Source organism: Croceitalea sp. MTPC6 (assembly GCF_036985525.1).
Classification (GTDB): domain Bacteria; phylum Bacteroidota; class Bacteroidia; order Flavobacteriales; family Flavobacteriaceae; genus Croceitalea.
Window position 1 is genome coordinate 534689 of record NZ_BTGR01000001.1, and the last position, 26515, is coordinate 561203.

A 26515-nucleotide genomic window follows, 5' to 3' on the forward strand; every position below is an offset into this window, starting at 1 on the left:
TACTATGCTTCCATTAAACTTTTAAAACTTTCCAATCCTTCCTCAAAGTCCTTACCTACAGTTTTATCCATACTAAAGAAAAGCATGAAAATACTGAAAGGAAATTTATTCTTACCTGAAAATCCCCAAGTAACCTTGGTCCTTTTTACACCATCATCTTCAGTTGTAAAATAACAATCTGCCTCTGATTTCCATGGCTTAAAAAATCGCAACTTTCCTTCAATACGCTCCCCTTCAATAATCTTAGTGATTTCTTGCTCTCCTTCACCTACATCTTTATTTCCCACCCAAGCGCTTTTAGAACCTACTTCGCCGTCCGTACCAGTAAATTCTTTTTTCATATTTGGGTCTTTTTTCTCCCATGGAGACCACTCTCCTTGTTTTTTAAGAGACCTTAATTCGTTAAAAACTTCTTTTTTAGGCTTATTTACAATTATAGACCTAGAAACATCATAAGCTTTTGGAGCAAGCATGCCTAAAATTAAAATAAGCAAAACTATTCCTCCAATAATGTAGAGAAATGTCATCATTTTGTTTGATTTATTGGTTGACTTTAAATGTACAAAAAGTTGTTTATTCTAGGTAACGACCGATAATGCCTTCCACATCATTCATGGATTTTTTAGTCCAATCCAATCTTTTTTCTAAAATTTCCAGTTCTGATAACTGCCATGGGAATTGTGATTTTCTCAAATCATCCGAAAGTTCTTGAAGGATTATGGCAGCAGATACCGAAATGTTTAAGCTTTCGGAGAACCCAACCATAGGTATTTTAAGAAATCCGTCTGCTTTTTTCAAAACTTCTTGGCTCAAACCTTCTTTTTCAGTTCCAAAAAATAAAGCGGTTTTAGATGTAATACTAAAATCTGCCAGTAGATTTGAATCATTGTGGGGCGTAGTTGCAATAATTTGATAGCCCTCTTGCTGTAATTTGGAGATGCACTCATTAGTTGTTTGATAGCGCTGAACATCAATCCATTGTTCCGCTCCCATGGCAATATTTTTATCTAATCTTTTGCCAAATCTACCTTCCACTACATGTACATCTTGAATACCAAAAGCATCACAGCTTCTAATTACGGCGCTCGTATTATGTAATTGGTATACGTCTTCTATGGCAACGGTAAGAAAACGTGTTCTTTTAGAAAGCACTTCGACAAAGCGTTGTTTTCGTTTTTCAGAAATAAATCCTTCTAAATAAGACAGCAAGTCATAATCAAAATGCATAAAGCAAGATAATAAAATCTTAAAATGCTAATTTTGAGTTTATGGGGAAGAAAAAAATAGTGGTACTCACAGGAGCTGGAATGAGTGCTGAAAGTGGCCTTAGGACTTTTCGCGATGCCAATGGACTATGGGAAGGGCATGACGTTATGGAAGTTGCTTCTCCACAGGGGTTTGCAAGAAATCCAGAACTGGTTTTTGAGTTTTACAACCAACGTAGAAGACAGCTGTTACAAGTAAAGCCCAATGAAGGGCATAAAGCTTTGGTTAGACTTGAAAAAGAATTTGATGTAAATATCATCACTCAAAATGTGGACAATCTTCATGAGCAAGCTGGAAGCAAGCATGTTCTTCACTTGCATGGGGAACTATTAAAAGTGCGCAGTATTGCAGATGAAAGTATGGTGTTAGATTGGACTGAAGACCTAAACCTAGGAGATCTAGATGAAAATAGAAATCAACTTCGACCTCATATTGTATGGTTTGGCGAAATGGTTCCAATGCTAGAACCTGCAATATCGGTTACACAAAAGGCAGATATATTAATAATCATTGGTACATCAATGCAGGTTTATCCGGCAGCTAGTTTAGTTAACTATGTGAACTTGGAAACTCCTATCTATTTTATAGACCCAAAACCAAGTGTGAATGCTTCCGATTTTAATAGTTTGAACATTATAGCTGAAAATGCGTCAACAGGAGTTCCAAATTTAGTCACACAATTATTGTCTGAAAAATAGCTGCTTCGATGACCAAAAATGAACTTCATAAAAGATTAAATTCTGGAAGATTATCAAAAAATCAAATCTTAGAGTTGGTTGACGATTTTCTACAATCATCGGATTTAGTTGGTGAACTTCTAAAGGCCATTTGGGTAGAAGACAAAAGGAATGACTTTAATGCCAGTTGGGTTTTTGACCATTTAATGCGTAAAAACTTAGACTTTATTTTACCTTTTATTGAAGATTTCGCAAATGGTTTAGAAAGCCTAGAATCTGAATCTTGTATAAGGCCAATAGCACACGTATGTGAGTTGTTAGTACTGGCTAAATACAAAAAACAAGACCCTAAATACATAACCAGTCTTACCGAAAACGTTTTGGAGAAAATAGTTAGTGCAAATTTTGATTGGCTGATAGGTTCACAAAAAGTAGCTGCCAAAGTTTTTGCTATGACAAGTTTGTTTCATTTAGGCACAGAATTTAAATGGATACATCCTGAACTTAGACCTATTTTGGAAAACTCCATAGCCTCTGGAACAGTTGGCTACAAAAATAGAGCCCAGAAAACCCTCTTGGCTTTAAAAAAAATAAGCGAAGCATAAGGAATACTAATAAAACTTACTACTGACCACTGATTACTGATTACTGATAATTATCTTTGCCGCTCATAATCAGTATTAGATGTCTTTGAACCAATTAAATGCTATCTCTCCCATTGATGGCCGTTATCGCAATAAAACTGAAGCTTTAGCGAACTATTTCTCAGAAGAAGCACTGATCAAGTATCGTGTTCATGTAGAGATTGAATATTTTATAGCGCTTTGCGAAATTCCCTTACCTCAGCTTGCAGATTTTAATACCGCTAAATTTCCAGAACTTCAAAAAATCTATCAAAATTTTTCATCCGAAGATGCTAGTGCTATTAAGGAAATTGAAAAAACTACGAATCATGATGTAAAAGCCGTAGAGTATTTTATCAAAGAGAAGTTTGATGATTTAGGATTAAGTCAATACAAAGAGTTTATCCATTTTGGATTAACATCACAAGACATTAATAACACCGCTGTTCCATTTTCTATTAAAGCAGCAATGAATGATTCTTATGTGCCAGCATATTTTGAGGTTTTTGAAAAATTAAAAAGTTTAGCCAAAGAATGGGAATCAATACCCATGTTGGCTAGAACACATGGCCAACCAGCCTCCCCTACTCGATTGGGAAAAGAAATTGAAGTATATATTGAGCGATTAAGGCAACAATTTGATTTATTGAATGACATTCCTTCTGCAGCAAAATTCGGTGGTGCAACAGGTAATTACAATGCGCACCAAGTTGCATATCCTTCAATAGATTGGAAAGCTTTTGGAAAAGAGTTTGTTCAAGAAAAATTAGGCTTACATCATTCTTTTCCCACCACTCAGATTGAGCACTATGACCATATGGCTGCTTTATTTGATTGCCTAAAACGAATCAACACAATTATTATCGATTTAAATAGAGATATGTGGACCTATATTTCTATGGATTATTTTAAGCAGAAAATTAAAAAAGGGGAAGTTGGGTCATCAGCTATGCCGCATAAAGTAAATCCTATTGACTTTGAAAATTCTGAAGGAAACTTGGGCTTAGCAAATGCCTTATTTGAGCATTTATCTGCAAAATTACCTGTTTCTAGATTACAGCGAGATTTAACAGATAGTACGGTTTTACGTAACGTCGGGGTTCCTTTTGCACATACCTTAGTTGCATTTCAATCAACCTTAAAAGGTTTAAATAAACTGGTTTTAAATGCTGAGAAATTTGAGCAAGATTTAGAAAATAATTGGGCTGTAGTTGCTGAGGCTATACAAACCATTTTGAGAAGAGAAGGCTATCCAAATCCGTATGAAGCGCTTAAAGGATTGACCAGGACAAATGAGAAAATCAATCAGGCCTCAATCGCAAGTTTTATTGAAACTTTAGAAGTTTCTGATGGTATTAAATTGGAACTGAAGGAAATTACTCCTTCTAATTACACCGGGATTTGATCTAAACTGTTGTTTCGAACTGAATGTAATGAGCATGAGAAACCTTATATACTTAAATCGTTAGATTTCTTAGGCGCTAGCTCCTTCGAAATGACTTTTCAACATAAAAAATACAACCTAAAACAGTAATGTTGTCAGTCTGAGCTTGTCGAAGGTTTTTTGAAAAAAATTATAACCTTCAACTGGCTCAGTTTGACAATATGTATTACTTATCAGTTATATTCTTTTAATTAATCTATTTATTAATTTGAACTTCATGTGGGTAAGGAATTTCAATTCCAGCCTTATCTAGAGCTTCTTTGGTTCCTTCAATGGTGCCAAAATAAACATCCCAGTAATCTTCAGGTTTACAATAAGGTCTAACTGCCAAGTTCACAGAACTATCTGCCAATGCCTCAACGTTTACAGATGGTGCTGGATCTTGTAAAACCTTTGGATTTGCTTTCAACATCTCTAAAAGCACGTCTTTGGTCTTTTTAATATCTGAACCATAATCTACACCTACAACCGTATCCACTCGCATTTTCCCTTCAGTTGTGTAATTAATGATATTTCCATTTGCCATTGCACCGTTAGGTATAATTGCCAATTTATTTTGAGGGGTAATAAGCTTAGTAGTAAAAATTTCTATCTCCTTTACAGAGCCCAAAACACCTTGAGCTTCAATCAGGTCACCAATTTTATATGGTTTAAAAATGATAATAAGGACTCCTCCTGCAAAATTGGAAAGTGAGCCTTGTAAAGCTAAACCTATAGCTAAACCAGCTGCAGCAATAATAGCAGCAAAGCTTGTTGTTTCAACACCTAAAGTTGATATTACAGTAATTATTAAGAAAATAGTAAGTGCCCATTTAGCTAAGCTCAACAAGAACTTTTGAAGTGATTTATCATACTCTTGAGCACTCATGCCTTTTCGGAGTACTTTCATTAATTTTTTAATTATCCAAGAGCCAACTATGTAAATGAGTATTGCTCCTAATAGTCTTGGGCCAAATTCTACAATAAAGGCTATTCCTTCATCAATCCATTTTTGTGCGTCTTCCATTTTTTAGGTTTTAGTGTTCTACATGCTTATGACACTAAAAATAACAAGAAGGTCACTACAATTTTAAATTACATGATTATTTATTACAAAAAACCTGAACTATCTAAGATAGTTCAGGTTTTAAAGGATTGGCAGTTTGGCTTATCCTTTTAAAAATTTTCCTATTTCCCCTAGTCCTTCCCCTTTATAATCTGACTTTTGGATAGCTTGCATAAGCTGCATTACATCTGCAGGGTTCATATCTTTTCCAAGAACACGAACCAAAGCAAAGCCTTTTTCTTTACTATCGCCGTAAATAATAACTTCGTCAATAGCATCATCATCCCCTAAATATTTAATGACCCCTTTACCATAACTAGAGTTGATTTTCATAAGTTCAATAAACTTATCATTCTTTAAAATCTCTTTTACTTTGGCTTTCTCTAACTTATAATCTGTACTGTTATTCGATGTTTTTTTAAAAGCCAATAAATTAAATTTTTTCAAAGAAGAGACCGCTTTCTTTTGCTTGTCAGTCAATTCTACTTCATCCATTTTTAAGATGCTGGCAGGGATATCCAAAGAAATAAAATTTGGATTCTCTTTGTTATCAACATAATATTCTTGAAGACTTTGTTGAGATGAACAGCCTGCCAAAAAAACCATTGCTAGGCTAAACATATATTTTATGAATTGTTTCATTTTCTGTTTTTTGATTGATTAATTTTATTTTCCTTTCTTACCAACTTTCTCAAGCTCTTTTGGCAACTGCATTTTGTTTACCAAAGCTCCAATTTTATCAAGCTCAATTTTTCCGTTCATAGTTACCAAAACGGTTTCAGGAGTTTTGTCCCCTTTATTTTCTATCCCAGTGACAAACATAAAAAGTTCACTTACCACATTATCATTATTGGTGCTTTTTACATAAAAATCTACTTGAGCATCATCATCCCTAACACGCATTAGCTCTTCCATGGACGATTTTCTAAGATAGGATTTTACGGTTTGCTTCATATCGGCACCAGCAGCCTTATTTTCAGAAATATAAATTTTTATTTCATTAATATTCTCTGCTAAATCAACAAAATCCCTTGCTTCTTTACTTTTTTGGTTTGCAGACATACTAGCTACAATGCCTAACATGCTTTTGTTTATGGTAAGCGTTCCAACATTGTCAGAATCCATATACTTATCAAACGCTTTTTGAGCAAATGTACTTGTGGCGAATGCTATTGCTATAATTGATAAAACTAATTTTTTCATGTTTGTTCCTTTTTTGATTGATAAATTAAAACAATGAACAACCCGAATTGGAGTTGCTCATTGTTTTTGTGTTTAATGATTGATGGTTGTTTCTATTGTTTTTTACCTGCTTCGTTTAATTCTTTGGGCAAATTCATTTTATTGGTTAGAGAACTGATTTTATTCAAATCTATATCCCCAGTTAAGCTTAAAAGCACGGTCTCAAATTTTCTGCCATTAGCTTCTATCTCTTTGATGCCAGTCATAAACATTAAAAGCTCTCTAACATGGTCATCATCTTTACCTTCCTTTATGTAGAATTTAATATTAGCGTCCTTGTCTTTAACACGCATTAATTCTTCCATTCTATTACCAGATAAGTACTTGGTAACAGAACCTTTCATATCATCTCCAATAGACTTATTGTCCGTTGTAAAAACTTTAAGTCCGGTCACACTAGTTGCTATATCCATAAAGTCTTGGGACTCTTTATCCTCCATATCTATATCCATCTTTGCTAAAAGCTCAAATGCCTTTTTAGATACGACTACCGTGGTTACGTCTTCTAAGTCTTCATATTTATCAAAAACAGATTGTGAAAATCCTGATATTGGTAAAATCGCGATTAATAAAATTAATATACTCTTCTTCATTTTTTTAAATTTTAATTGTCGTTGTAAATTTTTGATGTTGTCGCTTCAAATTCTTTTAGATAGGTGATTTTTTCAGTGCCTTTACCAAAATTAACCGCTAAAAGACTTAAAGCTTCCTTTGTTTGTTGATAGGCAAGTTCTGCCTCTCTTTGCTCTTGGTAAGCCTGATATTGATCAGGTCCAAAATATAGTCCAAGGAATAATATGGCCACTGCAGCAACGGAAATCCATTTGTAATTGAATTTTCTTCTAGTGTTTAATGGAACCTGCTTTGTATACCGTTCTTCTTTGGCTTTAGAAAAATAGTTGAACATTGGTCTGTATTGTTCAAGATGTGTTGCAACACTTTCTTGTGCAAAATACTTTCTTAATGTTTCCTCCTCTGCGACCGTAGTGGAAGCTTCAAAGTACTTTTCTAATAAGTTTTCTATGTTTTTATCCAATTCCATAGTTATGTTTTTCTATCAATTTTTCTCTTACTGTTTTTCTTGCTCTTGAAAGCGCTACCCTAACCGCAGTAGGTTTCATATCCAGCAGCTCACATATCTCGTCAAAATCATATTCTTCTACATCCCTCAATTGCAAAATCATTTTTTGTTGTTCTGGCAATTCCTCCATTATCCGCTCTACCCAGTCCACACTATCCTCTGCTTCTATCTGCTTTTGTAGCGATGTCCTTTCGTCACTGTAATTGCTATGTACCAGTTTTAAGTTACTGGCTTGTTTAGATTTTAACCGGTCTAAACAAAAATTCTTTGTCATTGTCATTGCAAAAGCTTCCACATTATTGTATTTAGCCATTACATCATTCTTAGACCAGAGCTTTAGCAAAATTTCTTGCGTAGCGTCTTCGGCTTCCTCTCTAGAGACCAACAATCTTTTGGCCATTCTATACAATTTATCCTTAAAAGGCATTACCAAGTTTAAAAACTCACTCTGTTTCATTCTGGTTGTAAGGTTGTTACAAGCACAATTTTAATGCTTATATGAGGAAGACGACACATATCGAATTTTGTTACAAAAAATTTTTATTTCTTTAAGTTGTAAGTAAATTAGGGGTTTTAAAACTAAAGTTATTATATAAAGCATTATTGTTGTAATCACTTTGGAATGCTAATTGCGATGAAATTGAAAAAACACGTTATGAAAAAACCCCTCTTATTACTTATTAGTTTCTCATTATTACTATTTATCTCATGTAATAATGACGATGATGGTCAAATTGAGAACCCAAATCCAAACCCACCAGTTGCTACTGACTTTCCAGTACAAAATTTTATGTGGCAAGCCATGAACCTTTGGTATTTTTGGCAGGCAGAAGTTCCAAATTTAGCAGATGACAGGTTTGCAAGCAATACTGAATATGCAGAATTTTTAGGAGCTACGCCCGACCCAGGTGATTTTTTTGCAAGTATCCAGTTTAACGAAGATCGATTTAGTTTTTCAAACTCTGATTATACCACATTGGTTAATAATTTAAATGGAGTCTCAAAAAGTAATGGATTAGAGTTTGGTCTAGTGCGGTTTGGGAGTGCCGATGATGTTTTTGGCTATGTTCGTTATATTATTCCCAATTCGGATGCTGCAACTAAGGATATTCAAAGAGGTGACATTTTTACCCGAGTTAATGGTACTCAAATTACCGGAGCCAATTTTGCAGATTTATTATTTGGTGATGATGATACATATACTTTAGGACTTGCGGTAATAAATGGCAATACTATTGAAGATACCACCGAAGAAGTAACTCTTACAAAGTTTGAAGGCTTAACAGAAAACCCAATACTTGTTTCAACTACCTTTGATGTTGGCGGTACAACAGTAGCCTATCTGATGTATAACGGTTTTACCAGGGACTTTGATGATGAACTGAATGATGCATTTGGAGGTTTTGTTGCCGCTGGTGCAACTGAATTGGTATTGGACTTTAGATATAACCCGGGAGGCTCAGTAAATAGCTCAAGATTATTGTCTAGTATGATTTATGGTACCAATACTAATGACTTATATATTCGCCAGCGATGGAATGCTAAAATTCAAAACCAGTTAAGTTCTGAACAACTAGAAGACTATTTTGCCAGTACCGTAAACGGAGCTACATTAAATTCTCTAAACCTTAGCAAAGTATATATTATAGCTACCAACAGCTCCGCTTCTGCAAGTGAATTGGTTATGAATGGTTTAGAACCTTATGTAGATGTTATCCATATTGGCGAAACTACCCGTGGAAAGAATGAGTTTTCAATTACTATGGTAGATGATTCGCAGAATAACTTTATTTATAATCGCGATAGAGAAGGTAATATAAATCCTGAAAACAGCTGGGCAATTCAGCCTTTGGTGGGTAGAAATGAAAATGCTGATGGTTTCTTTGATTATACGGACGGTCTCACTCCTGACATCGTTTTAGAAGAAGATCTTACCAATTTAGGTGTTCTAGGAGATGTTAGCGAACCACTTTTAGCAAGAGCACTACAAGAAATTTCAAGTACTTCTACAAAAATGGATTTTAATGTTCAAATGCCCGCTAGAGTCATGATGGATTCTAAAATGTTTACTCCTACTAAAGACAATATGTGGTTGGACAAACCATTAAATTTAGAATTACAGTAAAATAAAAAAAGCGGCCAATTGGCCGCTTTTTTTATAAGCTTAGATTCAATCCTAAGCTATAATTCCTACCTCGAGTGGTATATCCAATAATTTCCTCATAATCTGTATTAAAGATATTGGTCATATTAAAAAAGACCTTTAGCTTATCGTTTTTAAATTGGTGACCCAAGTAAAAATCCACTAAAGAATATGCATCTAAGTCGATATTTTGAAATGTACTAAAATCAGTATCTTCCCTACTACCTACATACTGATAATTTAATGAGGTATTTGTTTTAGCAGTTAAGGCATAATTTAAAGTAGCATTGGCCCTATGCTTGGGCAAACGCACTCGGTTTCCTTCTTCAAGCTCTGTAAATGTATAGTTCGCAGAAAAATTAAAGTCTTTAAATAACTCAGAAGCTATTTCGAACTCAGCTCCTTGCACTTTTGCGTCATTCTCAGCATTTCTATACTGGGAAGTAAAGTTTACAGGGTCTATGGTGGTAAAGAGTACCGTATTCTCTTCATTTCGATTAAAGTATACACTACTAAATCTAAATTTCTTCCCAAGATTCCATTCAAAACCACCTTCTAAAGTTCTGTTCTCTTCTGGCTCCAAATCTTGATTTCCAAAAGTGCCATCAAACAATTGAAATAGACTAGGAGCAATAAAAGAAGTGCTGTATGAACCTAAAAATTTACCGTAGCCATTACCCAATTTAAAAGTGTAAAAAGGGTTAAAATTATAGGTAAAATAGCTACCATATTCACTATGGTTATTTAATCGAGTTCCTGTATTAAGATTTAATCCAAAATCGGAAATATATACAAAGTTTACATAAGGGTCGCTATTTGTATAAGTAACCTCCTCTGCAAAAAGGGTTTCATTCTTCTGGTAATTAAAACCAATAATACTATAAAGCTTCTCCCCAAAAACGTATTTATTAAAAAAATCAACTACGTAACCTTTAGATTCAAACTGCGTAGGGAAGTCAGAAATGGTTTCTCTATCAGTATTACTCATACTAGCATTTAATGTCATACTACCATTTTTATACTTCAATTCTGGGCTTACACCAAAGCGCAATTGCTCAGAAATGGATTCATCATTTGTGTCTGCGAATTGAAACAATGGTGCTGGAAAGCCATCAATAGCTGTATTATATTTATCAAAACTCCCAAAAACCCTAATCTTAAAGTTATCAGAGAAGGTATAGCCGAGTTTTACGTTTGTATTAATTCTAGAAAAGGGGTCTTCTTCTGTGTTCGCTCCAGAAGCTGCCGAAAGTCCATCCGTAAATTGATTTGCAAATCCTACAGCATAACTAAATTTGGATAATGTACCATTTAAATTAACCGCATTATTAAAGTTAGAAATGGTTTTGTTATCCTCGTTCTGAGAAACATTGGTACCCATTATTGAACTCACGCTCAATGCTATCTTATCCGTTGACGCTCCTTTTGTAGTAATGCTGATTACCCCTGTAGCTGCAGAGTTTCCATAAAGGGTACTTGCTGCACCTTTTATAATTTCAATGCTTTCAATAGTGTTTAAGTCCAATAATCTTAAATCAAAATCATTGGCAATTTGGGATGGGTCATTTACTTGAATACCATCTATCAATACTAAAACTTGTCTATTATTACCGCCACGGATAAAATAGCCTAGATTTTGACCTGCAACACTCCTACTACCGTTAATTTCAATTCCACTTTTAGAATTGATAATCTCCGCTACAGTTCTACCTTGGTATCGTTCAAGTTCTTCTGCAGTGATTTTTACAACTGTCTTACCAGAATTCTCACGTTTTAATTGAAATCGTGAGTCACTAACTACTACTTCCTGTAATTCTTGTACTGCAATGGAGTCTTTGTCCCTGTCCTGAGCGGAGCCGTTGGACTGTGCGGTTAGCGCTGTACATAGCAAAAAGCCAGCACAAAGCATTATATACTTTTTGTTCATTTTTAATTGGATTGCTCGGAAAAGCGATAGGTTACCCATACGCAAACTTTTATCCCGAAAGTTTAACATTAATTGTTTGCTGCCATTGGCAGATGATTAATGGCAGGTCTCCTGGCTTATCTAATGCTATTTTGCCTTCCCACATGCATTAAGCACACAGTGGCTATAGTAGAAATAACATCCTCTGAAAGAGGTGCCAAAACAACACTTCGACAACGCTCAGTGCAGTGGTTTGGCATAAACTTACAGTTGCGGGAACAGCTCCGGTATTTCACCGGATTCCCTTTTAATCAAACATGGAAAAATTCTTGCTTGAACCAAAATTCATTGCGAAAGTAGTGATTCTACCTTACTCTTTTCTATCAAACTCAAATAAGCTTAAATTTGAAGCCATGATATTAAAAAACTACAAGCATCTCATTTTACTTATAGGCATTTATGGAGTAGTTCTAAGTTGTGCTGAAAAGAAAAAAGAAATTTCTGTTAGAGAAGTAATAAATAAGTCAACAGTCGAATACGCTTCTGGCTTTTCAATAGAAAATAATTCAGAATATACTGTCGTCAAAGTGACAGAACCCTGGCCTGAGTCGGATAAAACCTACACATATGCGTTTATTCCCCGAGAAAAACTATCCGTAATAACCTATCCAAAAGATGCATACGATGCTGTTGTGGTTACTCCAATCAAAGACTTTATAATTACATCTACCACTCACATCCCAGCGGTAGAAGCTCTTGGAAAGCTTGACAAATTAATAGGCTTCCCTAACACTAAGTATATTTCTTCTATGCCTGCAAGAAAGCTTATTGCGGAAGGGAAAATAAAAGAATTAGGTGCTAATGAAAGTTTAAATACTGAAATGGTTTTGGAGTTAGCACCTGATGTCATTATGGGCTTTGGTATTAACAATCAGAATAGTCCTTATGAAGTAATCCAAAAAGCAAATATTCCAGTCATTTTTAACGGCGATTGGAATGAAAAAACACCCTTGGGGAAAGCAGAATGGATTAAGTTCTTTGGGGTTCTCTTAAACAAGGAAAAAGAGGCGGATAGTATCTTTGCTGAAATTGCTTCAGAATATAAGCGTGTTAAAAGTTTGAGTAAAAATGCATCTCATAAACCCAAGGTTCTAAGTGGTGCCTTGTTTAAGGATGTGTGGTACCTGCCCGCTGGGGAAAGCTGGGCAGCTCAATTTTTATTGGATGCCAACGCCAATTATTTATGGAAAGAAAGCAATGGTACAGGTAGTCTGTCATTAAGTCTAGAAAGTGTCTTAGAAAAAGGGCAAGATGCTGATTTTTGGATTTCACCATCTCAATTTATCAGCTATTCAGAAATGGAACAGACCAACTCGCACTACCAGCAATTTAAAGCATTTAAGGATAAAAAAGTATTCACCTTTTCGGCAACCAAAGGACCAACTGGTGGGCTTCTATTTTATGAATTGGCACCACAGCGGCCAGAATTGGTCTTAAAAGATATGGTGCATATTTTTCATCCAGATTTATTGCCTAATCACAGTCCATACTTTTTTACACCTTTGCAGTAATGCTCAAAGTAAAATCATATCGGATTTCATTTATACTATTGTTAGGGCTTTTGGTGTTAACCTGGTTTTTGAACATTAGTTTTGGTTCTGTAAACATTCCCTCAAAGTCTATTTTTTCTGCACTATTTAATGATGAAGTGCCTGTTGACTCTTGGAAATATATTATTTGGAACTATAGAATCCCAAAGGCTTTTACAGCAATTTTGGTAGGTGGCGGACTGGCACTAAGTGGTTTATTAATGCAAACTTTGTTTAGAAATCCACTAGCTGGACCTTTTGTTTTGGGAATAAGCTCTGGTGCAAGTTTAGGAGCTGCATTGTTACTTTTAGGGTCTTCTCTTTTAAGTGGGTTTGCAGTTTTTGGTTTTTTAAATGATGTGTCTTTAGTAATAGCTGCCAGTTTGGGGAGTTTTTTGGTTTTATTAGTAGTGATGCTTGTTGCTAATCGCGTTCGAGATACTATGGCATTACTTATTATAGGATTGATGTTTGGTAGTGTTACTTCTGCGATTGTTAGCGTACTAGCCTACTTTTCGGATGCTGAGCAATTACAACGCTTTATTTTTTGGTCATATGGCAGTGTAGGCGACCTTTCGTGGAATCAGCTTATTCTCTTGACCGGTATTGTCTTTTTAGGAGTATTGCTAAGTGTTTTATCCATAAAAAAATTAAATGCCTTTTTATTAGGTGAAAATTATGCGCAAAGCTTAGGTGTATCTCTCAAAAAATCTAGATTCCTTATTATAATCGCAACCGGGTTACTTGCTGGTTCTATAACAGCTTTTGCTGGACCGATTGCCTTTGTTGGATTGGCAGTACCGCACCTTACACGGCAGTTATTTAATACTATGGAACATAAAATTTTGGTGCCTGCTGTTTTTATCTATGGTGCCATTTTAATGCTCTTGTGCGATACTATTGCCCAATTACCCAACTCCTCCAGTGTTTTACCTATAAACGCTATTACTTCGTTAATTGGTGCTCCAGTAGTAATTTGGTTACTGGTTAGAAAACGAAAACTACTTTTCTAATGGAAGAACAGAAAACAACCATAGAAGCTAAGGAATTATCCATTGGATACAAGAATACTGTTGTCTCAGAAAATATTGGTTTTAAACTCCGTTCTAATGAACTATGCGCCATAATTGGTATTAATGGGATAGGAAAATCCACACTCTTAAGAACACTAGGGAAATTACAGCCAAAACTGTCCGGTGAAATCCTAATTGAAAGTCAGCCTCTTGAAAATTGTAGCCCATTAGATTTTGCAAGACAAACCAGCGTTGTGCTCACGGAACCAATTGCTTCAAAAAACCTGACAGTTCAAGAATTGATTACACTAGGTAGACAACCCTATACCAACTGGTTGGGAAGTCTTACTACTTATGATGAAAAACATATCAAGGAAAGCATTCAAAATTTTGAATTAGAGCAATTCAAAGAAAAAAAATGTCATGAATTAAGTGATGGTCAATTACAGCGTGTATTAATTGCTCGGGCAATGGCGCAAGACACGCCCCTAATTCTATTGGACGAACCTACCACGCATTTAGACTTATATCATAAAGTTCAAATTCTAAAATTGCTGCAGGAATTAGCACATGAGCATGATAAGACCATTGTGTTCACCACCCATGAAATCGATTTAGCCATACAATTATGTGATAAGATATTAATTCTAGATGGTCGAGAAAACCCTTTTGCTTCACCATGTGAATTAGTTGAAAAAGGTTGTTTCAATACCCTTTTTCCATCAGAAATGGTCAAATTTGATACAAAAACTGGCTCTTTTAAAGTGAATAAGTAATCTTTTCTGTCATTCCTGCGGAAGCAGGAATCTCTTATCTTTATCCCAAGAATAAATTTTTATGAGTACCGAGCTGATTTACATTTTAATTGGACTTATTTCAACTGCCATTGGTGTTTTTATTGGCATATATTTTCAACGCTTAAAAACAAAATCAAGCCAAAGTGAATTAGAAGCGGAAAACAAACAACAAAAATCTTCTATTTCTTCACTGAATGAAAAGCTACTTGCGGAAAATGAAGAAAAAAGACAATTGCAGTCTGAAAAAGAGAACCTTGGCCAAAATTATGTGCGCTTAGAAGCAGTAAATGAGAATTTACAACGCGTGAATACAGAACAGAAGCAAGAGGTTGAAAAACTGCAAGAAAAATTTACCAAAGAATTTGAAAATTTGGCCAATAAAATTCTGGATGAGAAGAGCAATAAGTTCACTGAACAAAATCAAAAAAACATAAAGCAAATTTTAAGTCCACTTCAAGAAAAAATACAGTTGTTCGAGAAGAAAGTAGAGGCTACCCAAAAGGAGAATATCAGCATTCATTCAGCTTTAAAAGAACAGCTGTTAAACCTTCAAAATCAGAATCTTAAAATAACCCAAGAAGCTGAAAACCTTACCAAAGCATTAAAGGGTGATAGCAAAATGCAAGGGAACTGGGGGGAATTAGTCCTAGAGCGTGTTTTAGAAAAATCTGGTTTAGAAAAAGACCGTGAATATAGCGTGCAGCAAAGTTTTACGCTAGAAGATGGTACTAGAGTATTACCAGATGTTATTATTCATCTTCCCGATGGTAAAAAAATGATAGTGGATTCCAAGGTTTCTTTAACTGACTATGAGCGTTATGTAAATGCGGAAGAAGAACTAAAGGAACGTCATTTAAAAGACCATATTAATTCCCTCAGAAAACATGTTGAACAATTATCTCTAAAGAAATACGAGGATTTATATGAAATGGAAAGTCCTGACTTCGTATTGTTATTTGTTCCTATAGAGCCAGCCTTTGCAGTGGCTATAAACCAAGATAGTTCTTTATACAACAAAGCATTTGAGCAGAATATTGTTATCGTTACTCCTTCTACCCTATTGGCGACTTTAAGGACTATAGATACCATGTGGAACAATGAAAAACAGCAGAAGAATGCCATAGAAATTGCACGGCAAGCTGGTGCGCTTTACGATAAGTTCGAAGGTTTCGTGACCGACTTAACCAAAGTTGGTAAGAAAATGGATGAGGCTAAAACGGAATATCGTGGGGCTATGAACAAATTGGTAGAAGGCCGAGGAAACATAGTTACCAGCATAGAAAAGCTTAAAAAAATGGGGGCAAAAGCTAAAAAGTCCATCCCAGAATCCATTTTAAAACGAGCTGAAGAAGATGACCTGCCTGCCAGCGAGCCAGGTTTTGAGATTGAAGAGGAACAATCAAAACTAGAACTTTAGAATGCGAAAAATACTTTTTATACTTATTTCAGTAATACTTCTTGGAATAGCTGGTTATTTTGCTTTTGTCTACTACGTCCCATTCAGTGAAGGTTATCGCTCCGGAGAGTTAATCAAATTCAGTCGAAAAGGAGTTATAGCCAAAACATGGGAGGGAGAAATAAGCCAAGGCATATCCGGAGCTCAGATTTTTGAGTTTTCTGTAGAGGATAATCAAAAAGAAGTGATTGAAAAGCTTATAGACTTTCAGGGAGAATATGTAAAAGTCACTTATCAAGAACGTTACTCTACCTTTTTCTGGTTAGGAGACACTAAATATTTTATAACTGAAGTTGAACAAGAAAAATCCCCTCATTTTGGCAACTGAGTTTAAAAAATTTAAAACCGCAAAAGAATCTCGAATTTCAATTACGGAATTAATGCTTCCAACACACTCCAATTTTGGTGGAAAGGTTCATGGAGGATATATCCTTAATCTTATGGACCAAATTGCTTTTGCTTGTGCCAGTAAACATTCACAGCGCTATTGCGTAACGGCTTCCGTAAACAGAGTTGATTTTTTAAATCCTATTGAAGTTGGGGAATTAGTGACCTTAAAAGCCTCTATTAATTATACCGGTAGGACTTCTATGGTAGTTGGGGTTCGCGTAGAATCTGAAAATATTACTAGTGGAAAAACCACACATTGTAACTCCTCCTATTTTACCATGGTGGCTAAGGATGAATCCGGCAAAAGTATTGCTGTTCCGGGATTGATAATAAAAGATAAGCAGGGAATGCGTCGTTTTGCTAGAAGCAAAGAGCGAAAGTTATCTGCTAATAATAGGGACAGCAAATACAAATCTGAAAAATTCAAAGTAAACGAATACTTAGAATATTTAGACGGAGAAAATCTTAAGCTAGATTTAGACTAATGCATCAGCTGCCGCTTCATCCATAAACCAAGTTAAATTACCAGATTTAGGTTTTACCAATGAGGCGGGATATTGGTCATATCCTTCTTTTCTGTTATGGATTTCATCAACTTTTTCTGCTTTTCCAACCCCAGTCACCAAAAAGACGACATCTTTTGCAGTATTAATGACGTTTCCATTAATTGAAACCCGTTCTTGTCCAGAATCTGGATGCGTAGCCACCACACAATGTTCTTGCGCATTCCATAAATCTATCTCATGTGGGAAAATAGAAGCGGTATGACCATCATCTCCCATACCAAGAATGACCAAATCAAATTGGGGCACAGCTTCTACCCTATCCAAATTTATTTCCAAAAGATTTGAGTAGCGCATAGCTTCTCCTAGTGAATCGTTTTCTCCCAAAACTCGATGAATATTTTCCTTGGGAACATCAATTTTTGAAAATAGGTGGTCAACCGTCATTCTATAATTACTCTGTTCATCAGTTGGTGGAACGCAACGTTCATCGCCCCAATAAAAATGGATTTTGGACCAGTCAATCTTAGTTCCATACTCCAATGCTAAAACGTCAAAAACAATTTTGGGAGTACTTCCACCAGATAAAGCAACATGAAAGGCCTCTTTATCTTTTACCAGATCAGCAAAATATGATGAGAATTCTTGGGCAACTTCTTGTTTGTCTTTATATACTTTTACTTTCATACGATATATTAAAGTCATTTCGAGTGGAGCAAGAAATCTAAATAAGGAGATTTCTCAATCATTACACTGATTTCGTAATGACATTCATTGGTGTTAAAAAATCAACGTACAACTTTACTAGATGTTAACTAAAATTAGCATATCACGCAATACCCTGGGTCATCGGCAAGATTAGAGCCAGGATTTCGCCAATTACCAATACCCTCTATTAATTCATCTGCATTTTCTGGTCCCCAAACTCCAGCTGCATAGCCATACATTCTAATATCTTTCCCATTCTTCCAATATTCTAAAATTGGATCAACAAACTCCCAAGCAGCTTCAACCTCATCGGCGCGAGCATATAAAGTAGCATCACCTTGCATTGCATCTAACAATAAACGCTCATAAGCTTCCATTACATGGGTTTCAGCAAGGCTAGAATAGTAGAAATCTAAATTAGCCCGTTCCACTTTAAAGCCTTGACCTGGAACTTTTACGCCAAATTTCATTAAAATTCCTTCATCCGGTTGAATACGTATCACCAACTTATTATCCTTATTGTTTAATCCTGAATCTTGAAAAATTTGATGGTGGGGCGATTTAAAATGGATTACAACTTCAGTAACCTTTGTTGGCATTCTTTTAGCTGTTCGCACATAAAAGGGCACATCTTTCCATCTCCAATTGTCCACAAAAAACTTGATTGCAGCATATGTTTCCGTAGTTGAATTTTCATCCACCCCATCTTCTTCACGGTATCCCTTGACTTTTTCACCATTTATGGTAGAAGCCATGTATTGCCCACGTATGGTATTGTCGTGCAATGTTTTTTCGTCACCCATTATACGCAAAGATTTTAAGGCCTTAACTTTTTCATTCCGTATTTCTTCAGGCTGGTCCCCTATTGGCGGTTCCATAACAATCAATGAAACAATCTGTAATAAGTGATTTTGAAACATATCTCGCAATGCACCAGATTTATCATAGTAACCTCCACGTTTTTCTACACCTACGCTTTCGGCGTTGGTAATCTCTACGTGGTGTATATAGTTTCTGTTCCAAAGTGGTTCGAAAATACTATTGGCAAAACGGGTTACCAGTAAATTTTGTACGGTTTCTTTTCCCAAATAATGATCTATTCTGTAAATCTGTGGTTCCGTAAAAAACTGTTGTAATCCAGAATTCAATTTCTTTGCTGTCTCCAAGCTATATCCAAATGGCTTTTCAACTATCAAACGTTTCCAACCATTATTCTGGGTATTAAGTCCAGCCTCGGCTAAATTTTTGGCAATAGTTTCATATAAGGTTGGCGGTGTGGACAAATAATACATGATATTTCCATCCGTACCATATTTTCCATTCAAATCTTCAATACGCTTTCTTAACCTACTATAATCAGTATCATAAGAACCACCTAAATCCTCATAAAAGAATTTATTTGCAAAATCTTGAATCTCCTCATCGGTTTTATTTGTAATCTTCTCTTTTAAATATTTACTTTCCAAAGCTACTTTTTTACGAAAAGCAGTATCAGTCATATCACTTCTACTAGCGCCTAAAACAATAAAATTATTTGGTAATTGCTTGGCTGCAAAAAGGTTAAATAGGGATGGCACAAGTTTTCGAGCGGTTAAATCACCAGAGGCGCCAAATATCACAAGCATTTGGTTTTCTGTTTTCTTCATAGAAAGCACTATAGATTATTTGAGAGTAACGAATATAACGTTTATTTTAGGTTCGGCTTAATGCAATTAATGTACTTAGAGCTTTCTTAACAACAACTTAAAAATGGCAAATACATACGATTTTGGATTAGTAGGATTGGGCGTAATGGGTAGGAATTTTATCCTTAATGTCGCTGATAATGGCTTTACTGCTTTTGGTAATGATTTGGATGATGAAAAAGTAAATGCGCTGATTGAAGAAGGTGGTAATCCAAAAAAGGTAAATGCTTCAACTGATGCTAAGGTGTTTGTAGCTGCTTTAAGTCAACCTCGAAAGATTATGCTTTTGGTACCCGCAGGTAAAATTGTAGATGCTGTTATTGAAAGTTTACTGCCGTTATTGGATGAAGGTGATATTATTATTGATGGTGGAAACTCATTTTATACCGATACCGATAGACGTGAAGCTTATTTAAAAGATAAAGGGATAAATTTCTTTGGAGCAGGGGTTTCAGGGGGAGCCAAAGGAGCACGGAGAGGGCCTAGCATCATGCCCGGCGGTTCACGTGAAGCCTATCAATACGTAAAACCAATTTTTGAGGCTGTAGCTGCCAAATATAACGGGGAAGCCTGTGTTGCCTATTTAGGGCCTAAGTCGGCAGGAAACTACGTGAAAATGGTGCATAACGGTATTGAGTATGGCTTAATGCAATTGACATCTGAAATCTATGATTTATTGAAAAAAGCAGGAGGATTATCCAATGAAGAATTACATCAAACCTATGGCGACTGGAACAAAGGGCGTTTACAATCTTTCTTAGTAGAAATTACTTCTGATATTTTAGCTCAAAAAGATGATTTGGCAGATGGCGACTTAGTGGATGCTATTCTAGATAAAGCCAAACAAAAAGGAACGGGGAAATGGACATCCCAAAATGCTATGGATTTGGGTATTCCAGTACCAACTATTGATATTGCAGTTAGTATGCGTGAAATATCTGCTTTAAAGGATGAGCGTACCAAAGCTGATGAATTGTATGATAGACCTTCTCCAAAAGCAGTTAGTAAGACTGATTTTATAAATAAGGCTGAAGGAGCATTGTATTTTGCATTTATTATTGCATATACCCAGGGAATGCATCAATTAGCTGATGCGAGCAAAGAGTATGGTTATGAATTGGATTTAGGAGAAATAGCTAAAATCTGGAGGGCTGGTTGTATTATCAGAGCTGGCTTATTAGCTGATATAACAGATGCTTTTAAAGCTGATGAAAACTTACCAAACTTGCTGTTATCGCCGTCTTTTGCAGAAAAAGTACAAGGTACTGTTGATGCGGCTCGAGAATTGGTTGCATACGGAGTAACCAATGGTATTCCACTACCTGGGCTTTCAAATTCCTTGACTTATTTTGATGCCTATACCTCACAACGCTTGCCACTAAATTTGATACAGGCACAGCGTGACTATTTTGGCTCTCATACTTATGAGCGTTTAGATAGAGATGGTGTTTTTCACACTGAGTGGGATTCATAGCGGTATAATATTTGATTCAGATAATTCATCATTAACTAGAATTATTAAATCAAGCATGTATGCACAAATTTTTATTTTTCATTCTAATCTTTATTTGTACTACTGGTTCAGCTCAAAAAAAGGGCTACAATAAAGGCTATATTGTCAATCTAGATGGAGATACTATATTGGGTTGGGTTAAAGACCGTTCAACTAACACTGCTTTTCTTGAAATTTATGCTCGCATACGATTTAGAGCAAAAAAACCGCGATTAAAACGTAAATACGGAACAGATGAGATTCTTGGCTATAGTTATGATAATCAGTATTTTGAATCAGTTCCATTAAAAGAAGAAACAGCTTTATTCAAATTTAATTACAGTGTTGATCCAAATAATGAAAAAGTATTTTTAAAGCGAATTGTTTCCAATCACTTACTCACCTATTATGAGCAGGAGTTTATTGATGATGACAATAGTTATTTGTATGCTGTTCCCTTTCTTTATAAAACTAATGCGAAACAAATGGTTAGGGCAACCCAAGGAATGTTTGGTCTCAAAAGAAAAAAGTTAGCAGCGTATTTTTCTGATTGTCCAAAATTCGTAGAGAGAATAAAAAACAAAAAATTAAAAACCACTCAAGAGATTTTTGAGTTTTATTCAAATTATTGTAATTAGGCATCTACCATATTTTACAATTCATATGACCAATCCAAGAATACTATGAAATCATTATTCAAAAACCATACTACACTAATTCTTTCAACAAAAATGTGAAAAAGCAAAGCTTTATGGTGAGTTAAAGCCCAATACTTTCATGATTCAAAAATTATCTAGGTAAAATTTTTCTTATTTGCTAGTGAAGAAAATTGTTGTAACCCCTGTATTCAAGAAGAAAATATATTTTAAATAAAAATATTTTATATATATCATATTAAATATAAATAAAAATTTATGTTTTTATTTTCAGACCTTTAATAAACTTTTAAAAATTGGAGTGTATGGAAAATAGCCTTTTACTAGAACCGGAAAAAAATAATATCGCTGCGAAGACTACCAAAATTGCAATAGCACAAGGCGACGGTATAGGTCCAGAAATTATGAAGGCCACTTTAAAAGTAATAAAGGCAGCCGGTGCTAATATTGAGACTGAACCAATTGAAATAGGTGAACAAGTTTATTTATCGGGAAACAGTTCTGGAATTACCGAATCGGCTTGGGGTACCATCTCACGAAATAAGGTTATTTTAAAAGCACCAATAACTACTCCGCAAGGTAAGGGCTACAAAAGTCTTAATGTTACACTAAGAAAATCATTGGGGCTTTTTGCCAATGTTAGGCCAGTAAATGCATTACACCCTTTTGTGAAAACCAACTTTCCCAATATGGATATTGTTGTAATTAGAGAAAATGAAGAGGATCTTTATGCTGGTATTGAGCACAGACAAACAGAAGATGTGGTACAATGTTTAAAGCTCATAACAAGACCTGGTTGCGAAAAAATTGTCCGTTATGCTTTTGAGTATGCCAAAGCATATAATAGAAAGAAAGTAACCTGCATGGTAAAAGATAATATTATGAAATTGACTGACGGTCTTTTTCATAGTGTATTTAAAGAAATTGCTTTGGAATATCCAGAAATTGAGAGCAACTCGCAAATTATAGATATAGGTTCTGCAAAAATTGCAGCCTCACCAAAAGATTTTGACATTATTGTTACTTCTAACCTTTATGGTGACATTATTTCTGATATTGTCGCTGAAATTGGAGGCTCTGTGGGTATGGCAGGTTCAGCTAATATTGGAAGAAACGTTGCTATGTTTGAGGCTATCCATGGCTCGGCTCCTGATATTGCTGGACAAAAAATTGCCAACCCATCTGGATTATTAAATGCTTCCATAATGATGCTAGCGCACATTGGGCAAGCTGAGGTGGCAGACAACATTAGAAATGCTTGGTTAGCAACCTTAGAAGATGGCATTCATACCGCTGATGTTTACCAAGAAGAAATAAGTCAGAAAAAAGTAAGTACCGAAGAGTTTGCAGAAGCAATAATACAACGCTTGGGTACTAAACCCAAAAAACTCTCTATAAGCTCTTTGTCTAAAGGTTCTGGCACAATTACAATTCTGGAATATAAAAGACAAGAATCATCTAAGGAATTAGTTGGTGTTGACGTGTTCATAGATTGGAAAGGTAATGATCCACAAGTTATTGGAAACGGCTTAAACCAAATTAAGTCACATAACTTAAAACTCAAGATGATTACCAATAGAGGTGTTAAAGTTTTTCCAAGTGGACTAAAAGAAACCTATTGTACAGACCATTGGAGATGCCGATTTGTAGCAAATGCTGCTAATATAAAAACCAAAGAGCCTAAATACGAAAATGTGGAGTACGAGCAAGTGATCGCCTTACTATCAAAACTTCATCAAAATAATTTTGATGTTATTAAAACAGAAAATCTATATGAATTTAATGGCAAAAGAGGTTTCTCTTTAGGCCAAGGAGAGTAAGTTTAGTTTGAGTTAGCTAAGAAAACCCATTTCAAATATTGATTGGAATGGGTTTCTTTTTGTACAAAGAGAGGAATCTATTTACTCAAATACATCTTTCTTCTAGAGTATAAATTATAAAACTCATCCTCCTTTAGACTATCAATAAATAAAATACTTTCCCCGGTACTCTTCATCTCAGGACCTAAGTTTTTATTTACGTTAGGAAATTTATTAAAAGAGAAAACCGGTTGTTTTATAGCATAGCCTTCTAATTGTGGATTGAAATTAAAATCTTTCACCTTCTTCTCTCTCAACATTACCTTAGTAGCGTAATTTACATATGGCTCTTTATAGGCTTTGGCTATAAATGGCACCGTTCGGGAGGCTCTTGGATTAGCTTCAATGATATAAACCGTATCGTCCTTTATTGCAAACTGGATATTGATAAGACCTACAGTATTAAGTGCCAAAGCAATTTTCTTGGTATGGTCTTTTATCTGCTGCATCACAAATTCCCCTAGGTTAAATGGTGGTAGGGTCGCATTGGAATCCCCTGAATGAATTCCACAAGGTTCAATATGCTCCATGATACCAATAATATAAATGTCCTCTCCATCACAGATGGCATCTGCCTCTGCTTCAATAGCACCATCCAAGTAATGGTCTAATAGCAGCTTATTATTAGGAATACTGCGCAATAAATCTACCACATGGGCTTCTAATTCTTCTTTGTTGATTACAATTTTCATTCCCTGCCCACCCAATACATAAGATGGTCTCACTAGGAGTGGAAAACCGAGTTCATCTGCCAGTTGCAAGGCATCATCCGCACTTTCAGCCACTCCAAACTTAGGATAAGGGATATTGTTCTCTTTTAACAGCGTAGAAAAACTACCGCGGTCCTCTGCTAAATCCAAAGACTCAAAACTGGTTCCTATAATTTTAATTCCATATTTGGATAGCTTTTCGGCAAGTTTAAGCGCTGTTTGACCTCCAAGCTGTACAATAACACCTTCAGGTTTTTCGTGTAAAATGATGTCGTAGATATGCTCCCAAAACACTGGTTCAAAGTATAGCTTGTCAGCAGTGTCAAAATCGGTTGAAACAGTTTCAGGGTTACAATTGATCATAATTGTTTCATAACCACATTCTGCTGATGCCAAAACTCCATGCACACAACAATAATCAAACTCTATCCCTTGTCCAATCCTATTGGGACCAGAGCCCAATACAACAATTTTCTTTTTATCTGTTACTTCACTGTCATTGGCTACATAACGCTCTCCATCTGCAGTTTCTATTTCTTCTTCAAAGGTAGAATAGTAATATGGTGTCATAGCCTTAAATTCGGCTGCACAGGTATCCACCAGTTTATATACCCTATTAATATTTAAATCTGTTCGTTTGGTGTGCACTTCACTCTCATAACAATCAAGCATATGTGCAATCTGCCTATCTGCAAAGCCTTTTTGTTTAGCTTCTAACAATAACTCTTTTGGTAGGCTAGCGATAGTAAACTTAGAAATCTCCTGTTCCAACAAATGCAATTCTTCATATTGCTTTAAGAACCACATATCAATTTTAGTGATTGCGTGAATCCTACTTAAAGGAATACCCATTTGAATGGCATCGTAGATTACAAAAACCCGGTCCCAACTTGGTATGGTAAGTTTTTCTATAATGGTATCATATTCCTTATAACCCTTGCCATCAGCTCCAAGTCCGTTTCTTTTTATTTCAAGCGACTGTGTAGCTTTATGTAGTGCTTCTTGAAAAGAACGGCCAATCCCCATTACCTCTCCCACGGCTTTCATTTGCAGTCCTAGTGTTCTATCTGAACCTTCAAACTTATCAAAGTTCCAACGTGGAATTTTTACAATAACGTAATCCAATGTTGGTTCGAACAACGCCGAAGTTGATTGTGTAATCTGATTTTGTAATTCATCCAAAGAATAGCCTACGGCCAGCTTTGCAGCTACTTTTGCAATTGGATACCCAGTTGCTTTAGAAGCTAGAGCAGAGGAACGTGAAACTCTAGGGTTAATCTCGATGGCAATAATTTCTTCTTCCTCATCTGGGCTAACCGCAAATTGCACATTGCAGCCACCAGCAAAATCACCAATACTACGCATCATATGAATAGCCATATCCCGCATACGTTGATAGGTTCTATCGGATAAGGTCATTGCAGGTGCAACGGTAATCGAATCTCCTGTATGGATTCCCATAGGATCCATATTCTCAATAGCACAAATGATTACTACATTATCATTTTTATCGCGAAGCAACTCTAACTCATATTCCTTCCAACCCATCATAGCTTTATCAATCATCACCTCATGGATTGGTGATACTTCTAAACCATGGCTCAGCAAATTATCAAAATCCTTTGGGTCATGAACGATTGACGCACCAGCACCTCCAAGCGTAAATGAAGCCCTAATAACCAATGGAAAACCAAACTCTTGGGCAATTTCCTTTCCCTTTAGAAATGAGGTAGCAGTGGCTTGAGGCGCCATTCCCACTCCAATTTTTGTCATTAACTCACGGAACTGTTCGCGGTCTTCGGTAATATTGATAGCATCTATATCAACTCCTATAATTTCTACATCAAAGTCTTCCCAAATTCCTTTTTCATCAGCCTCTATACAAAGATTTAATGCTGTTTGTCCACCCATCGTAGGCAAAACAGCATCTATAGTTGGATGCTTCTTAAGAATTTCAATAATCGATTTTGTGTTCAACGGCTTTAAATAAATATAATCCGCCATAACAGGATCGGTCATTATCGTAGCAGGATTACTATTGATAAGGATTGTCTCTATACCATCTTCTTTCAAGGAACGTAGGGCTTGTGAGCCAGAATAATCAAATTCACACGCTTGACCAATAACGATTGGGCCTGATCCTATAATCAAAATCGATTTAATGTCGTTTCTTTTGGGCATTCTAAATTGTGTTACTCGTTGTTCAAAAATTTCTCAAATTTCGGCAAAA

General features: G+C 35.6%; 25 protein-coding genes and 1 riboswitch. Of the genes, 13 read left to right on the forward strand and 12 right to left on the reverse strand.

Going from position 1 to position 26515, the window contains the following annotated elements; translation table 11 throughout:
• Window positions 1-2: 2 nt before the first annotated feature.
• Together AACP56_RS02520 and AACP56_RS02525 are read right to left on the reverse strand one after the other, a co-directional pair.
• Window positions 3-530, reverse strand: coding sequence for an SRPBCC family protein (locus AACP56_RS02520; protein ID WP_339333768.1), 528 nt, complete (start codon window positions 528-530; stop codon window positions 3-5).
• A 43-nt stretch (window positions 531-573) separates the two neighbouring features.
• The gene (locus AACP56_RS02525; protein ID WP_339333766.1) at window positions 574-1227 is read right to left on the reverse strand and encodes a TrmH family RNA methyltransferase; all 654 of its coding nucleotides are present in this window, start codon (window positions 1225-1227) and stop codon (window positions 574-576) included.
• Window positions 1228-1268: 41 nt separating this feature from the next.
• Here AACP56_RS02525 and AACP56_RS02530 point away from each other — a divergent pair, with 41 nt between their 5' ends.
• The 3 genes from AACP56_RS02530 to purB all read left to right on the forward strand — a co-directional run bounded on the left by AACP56_RS02530 (window position 1269) and on the right by purB (window position 3971).
• Entirely contained in the window at window positions 1269-1964 is a 696-nt protein-coding gene (locus AACP56_RS02530; protein WP_339333764.1) for an SIR2 family NAD-dependent protein deacylase, read from the forward strand.
• An 8-nt stretch (window positions 1965-1972) separates the two neighbouring features.
• Window positions 1973-2548 (forward strand): adenylosuccinate lyase, encoded by a 576-nt coding sequence (locus AACP56_RS02535; RefSeq protein WP_339333762.1) that lies wholly within the window; start codon window positions 1973-1975, stop codon window positions 2546-2548.
• A gap of 79 nt (window positions 2549-2627) precedes the next feature.
• Window positions 2628-3971, forward strand: a complete 1344-nt coding sequence (purB, locus tag AACP56_RS02540; RefSeq protein WP_339333760.1) for an adenylosuccinate lyase — start codon at window positions 2628-2630, stop codon at window positions 3969-3971.
• Between the two features lie 235 nt (window positions 3972-4206).
• Here the strand turns inward: purB and AACP56_RS02545 are convergent, their stop codons facing one another.
• The 6 genes from AACP56_RS02545 to AACP56_RS02570 all read right to left on the reverse strand — a co-directional run bounded on the left by AACP56_RS02545 (window position 4207) and on the right by AACP56_RS02570 (window position 7835).
• Complete coding sequence (locus tag AACP56_RS02545; protein WP_339333758.1) at window positions 4207-5016, reverse strand: mechanosensitive ion channel family protein; 810 nt, start codon at window positions 5014-5016, stop codon at window positions 4207-4209.
• A 141-nt stretch (window positions 5017-5157) separates the two neighbouring features.
• Window positions 5158-5697, reverse strand: coding sequence for a DUF4252 domain-containing protein (locus AACP56_RS02550; RefSeq protein ID WP_339333756.1), 540 nt, complete (start codon window positions 5695-5697; stop codon window positions 5158-5160).
• Window positions 5698-5721: 24 nt separating this feature from the next.
• On the reverse strand, window positions 5722-6258 hold the full coding sequence (locus AACP56_RS02555) for a DUF4252 domain-containing protein (protein ID WP_339333754.1): 537 nt from the start codon (window positions 6256-6258) through the stop codon (window positions 5722-5724).
• Between the two features lie 92 nt (window positions 6259-6350).
• Entirely contained in the window at window positions 6351-6890 is a 540-nt protein-coding gene (locus AACP56_RS02560) for a DUF4252 domain-containing protein (RefSeq protein ID WP_339333752.1), read from the reverse strand.
• Between the two features lie 11 nt (window positions 6891-6901).
• Window positions 6902-7339, reverse strand: coding sequence for a hypothetical protein (locus AACP56_RS02565; RefSeq protein WP_339333750.1), 438 nt, complete (start codon window positions 7337-7339; stop codon window positions 6902-6904).
• A complete protein-coding gene (locus tag AACP56_RS02570) occupies window positions 7326-7835 on the reverse strand; it encodes an RNA polymerase sigma factor (protein WP_339333748.1) in 510 nt (169 codons plus the stop codon). Before AACP56_RS02570 ends, AACP56_RS02565 begins: the two co-directional genes overlap by 14 nt.
• A gap of 198 nt (window positions 7836-8033) precedes the next feature.
• Here AACP56_RS02570 and AACP56_RS02575 point away from each other — a divergent pair, with 198 nt between their 5' ends.
• On the forward strand, window positions 8034-9503 hold the full coding sequence (locus tag AACP56_RS02575) for a S41 family peptidase (RefSeq protein ID WP_339333746.1): 1470 nt from the start codon (window positions 8034-8036) through the stop codon (window positions 9501-9503).
• 31 nt (window positions 9504-9534) lie between these two features.
• On the opposite strand, the gene AACP56_RS02580 is transcribed toward AACP56_RS02575, so the two are convergent.
• Window positions 9535-11448 (reverse strand): TonB-dependent receptor plug domain-containing protein, encoded by a 1914-nt coding sequence (locus AACP56_RS02580; RefSeq protein ID WP_339333744.1) that lies wholly within the window; start codon window positions 11446-11448, stop codon window positions 9535-9537.
• Between the two features lie 84 nt (window positions 11449-11532).
• A riboswitch (cobalamin riboswitch) is annotated at window positions 11533-11785 on the reverse strand.
• Between AACP56_RS02580 and AACP56_RS02585 the strand changes: the two genes are divergently transcribed.
• From AACP56_RS02585 to AACP56_RS02610, 6 genes are all read left to right on the forward strand, one after another.
• Complete coding sequence (locus AACP56_RS02585; protein WP_339333742.1) at window positions 11745-12998, forward strand: ABC transporter substrate-binding protein; 1254 nt, start codon at window positions 11745-11747, stop codon at window positions 12996-12998. (Overlaps the previous riboswitch by 41 nt.)
• On the forward strand, window positions 12998-14029 hold the full coding sequence (locus tag AACP56_RS02590) for an iron ABC transporter permease (protein WP_339333740.1): 1032 nt from the start codon (window positions 12998-13000) through the stop codon (window positions 14027-14029). Before AACP56_RS02585 ends, AACP56_RS02590 begins: the two co-directional genes overlap by 1 nt.
• The gene (locus AACP56_RS02595) at window positions 14029-14805 is read left to right on the forward strand and encodes an ABC transporter ATP-binding protein (protein WP_339333738.1); all 777 of its coding nucleotides are present in this window, start codon (window positions 14029-14031) and stop codon (window positions 14803-14805) included. Before AACP56_RS02590 ends, AACP56_RS02595 begins: the two co-directional genes overlap by 1 nt.
• A gap of 61 nt (window positions 14806-14866) precedes the next feature.
• Entirely contained in the window at window positions 14867-16243 is a 1377-nt protein-coding gene (gene rmuC, locus AACP56_RS02600; protein ID WP_339333735.1) for a DNA recombination protein RmuC, read from the forward strand.
• A 1-nt stretch (window position 16244) separates the two neighbouring features.
• Window positions 16245-16610, forward strand: coding sequence for a 6-phosphogluconate dehydrogenase (locus tag AACP56_RS02605; protein ID WP_339333733.1), 366 nt, complete (start codon window positions 16245-16247; stop codon window positions 16608-16610).
• A 52-nt stretch (window positions 16611-16662) separates the two neighbouring features.
• The gene (locus AACP56_RS02610) at window positions 16663-17157 is read left to right on the forward strand and encodes an acyl-CoA thioesterase (protein WP_339335474.1); all 495 of its coding nucleotides are present in this window, start codon (window positions 16663-16665) and stop codon (window positions 17155-17157) included.
• On the opposite strand, the gene pgl is transcribed toward AACP56_RS02610, so the two are convergent.
• Complete coding sequence (gene pgl, locus AACP56_RS02615; protein ID WP_339333731.1) at window positions 17149-17862, reverse strand: 6-phosphogluconolactonase; 714 nt, start codon at window positions 17860-17862, stop codon at window positions 17149-17151. The genes AACP56_RS02610 and pgl overlap by 9 nt on opposite strands.
• Window positions 17863-17996: 134 nt before the next feature.
• Window positions 17997-19529 (reverse strand): glucose-6-phosphate dehydrogenase, encoded by a 1533-nt coding sequence (zwf, locus tag AACP56_RS02620; RefSeq protein ID WP_339333729.1) that lies wholly within the window; start codon window positions 19527-19529, stop codon window positions 17997-17999.
• A 103-nt stretch (window positions 19530-19632) separates the two neighbouring features.
• Here zwf and gndA point away from each other — a divergent pair, with 103 nt between their 5' ends.
• The 3 genes from gndA (at window position 19633) to AACP56_RS02635 (ending at window position 23536) form a co-directional block, all read left to right on the forward strand.
• Window positions 19633-21042, forward strand: coding sequence for an NADP-dependent phosphogluconate dehydrogenase (gene gndA, locus AACP56_RS02625; protein WP_339333727.1), 1410 nt, complete (start codon window positions 19633-19635; stop codon window positions 21040-21042).
• A gap of 59 nt (window positions 21043-21101) precedes the next feature.
• The gene (locus tag AACP56_RS02630; RefSeq protein WP_339333725.1) at window positions 21102-21698 is read left to right on the forward strand and encodes a hypothetical protein; all 597 of its coding nucleotides are present in this window, start codon (window positions 21102-21104) and stop codon (window positions 21696-21698) included.
• A gap of 323 nt (window positions 21699-22021) precedes the next feature.
• Entirely contained in the window at window positions 22022-23536 is a 1515-nt protein-coding gene (locus tag AACP56_RS02635; protein WP_339333723.1) for an NADP-dependent isocitrate dehydrogenase, read from the forward strand.
• 77 nt (window positions 23537-23613) lie between these two features.
• Here the strand turns inward: AACP56_RS02635 and carB are convergent, their stop codons facing one another.
• Window positions 23614-26466, reverse strand: coding sequence for a carbamoyl-phosphate synthase large subunit (carB, locus tag AACP56_RS02640; RefSeq protein ID WP_339333721.1), 2853 nt, complete (start codon window positions 26464-26466; stop codon window positions 23614-23616).
• Window positions 26467-26515 lie beyond the last annotated feature (49 nt).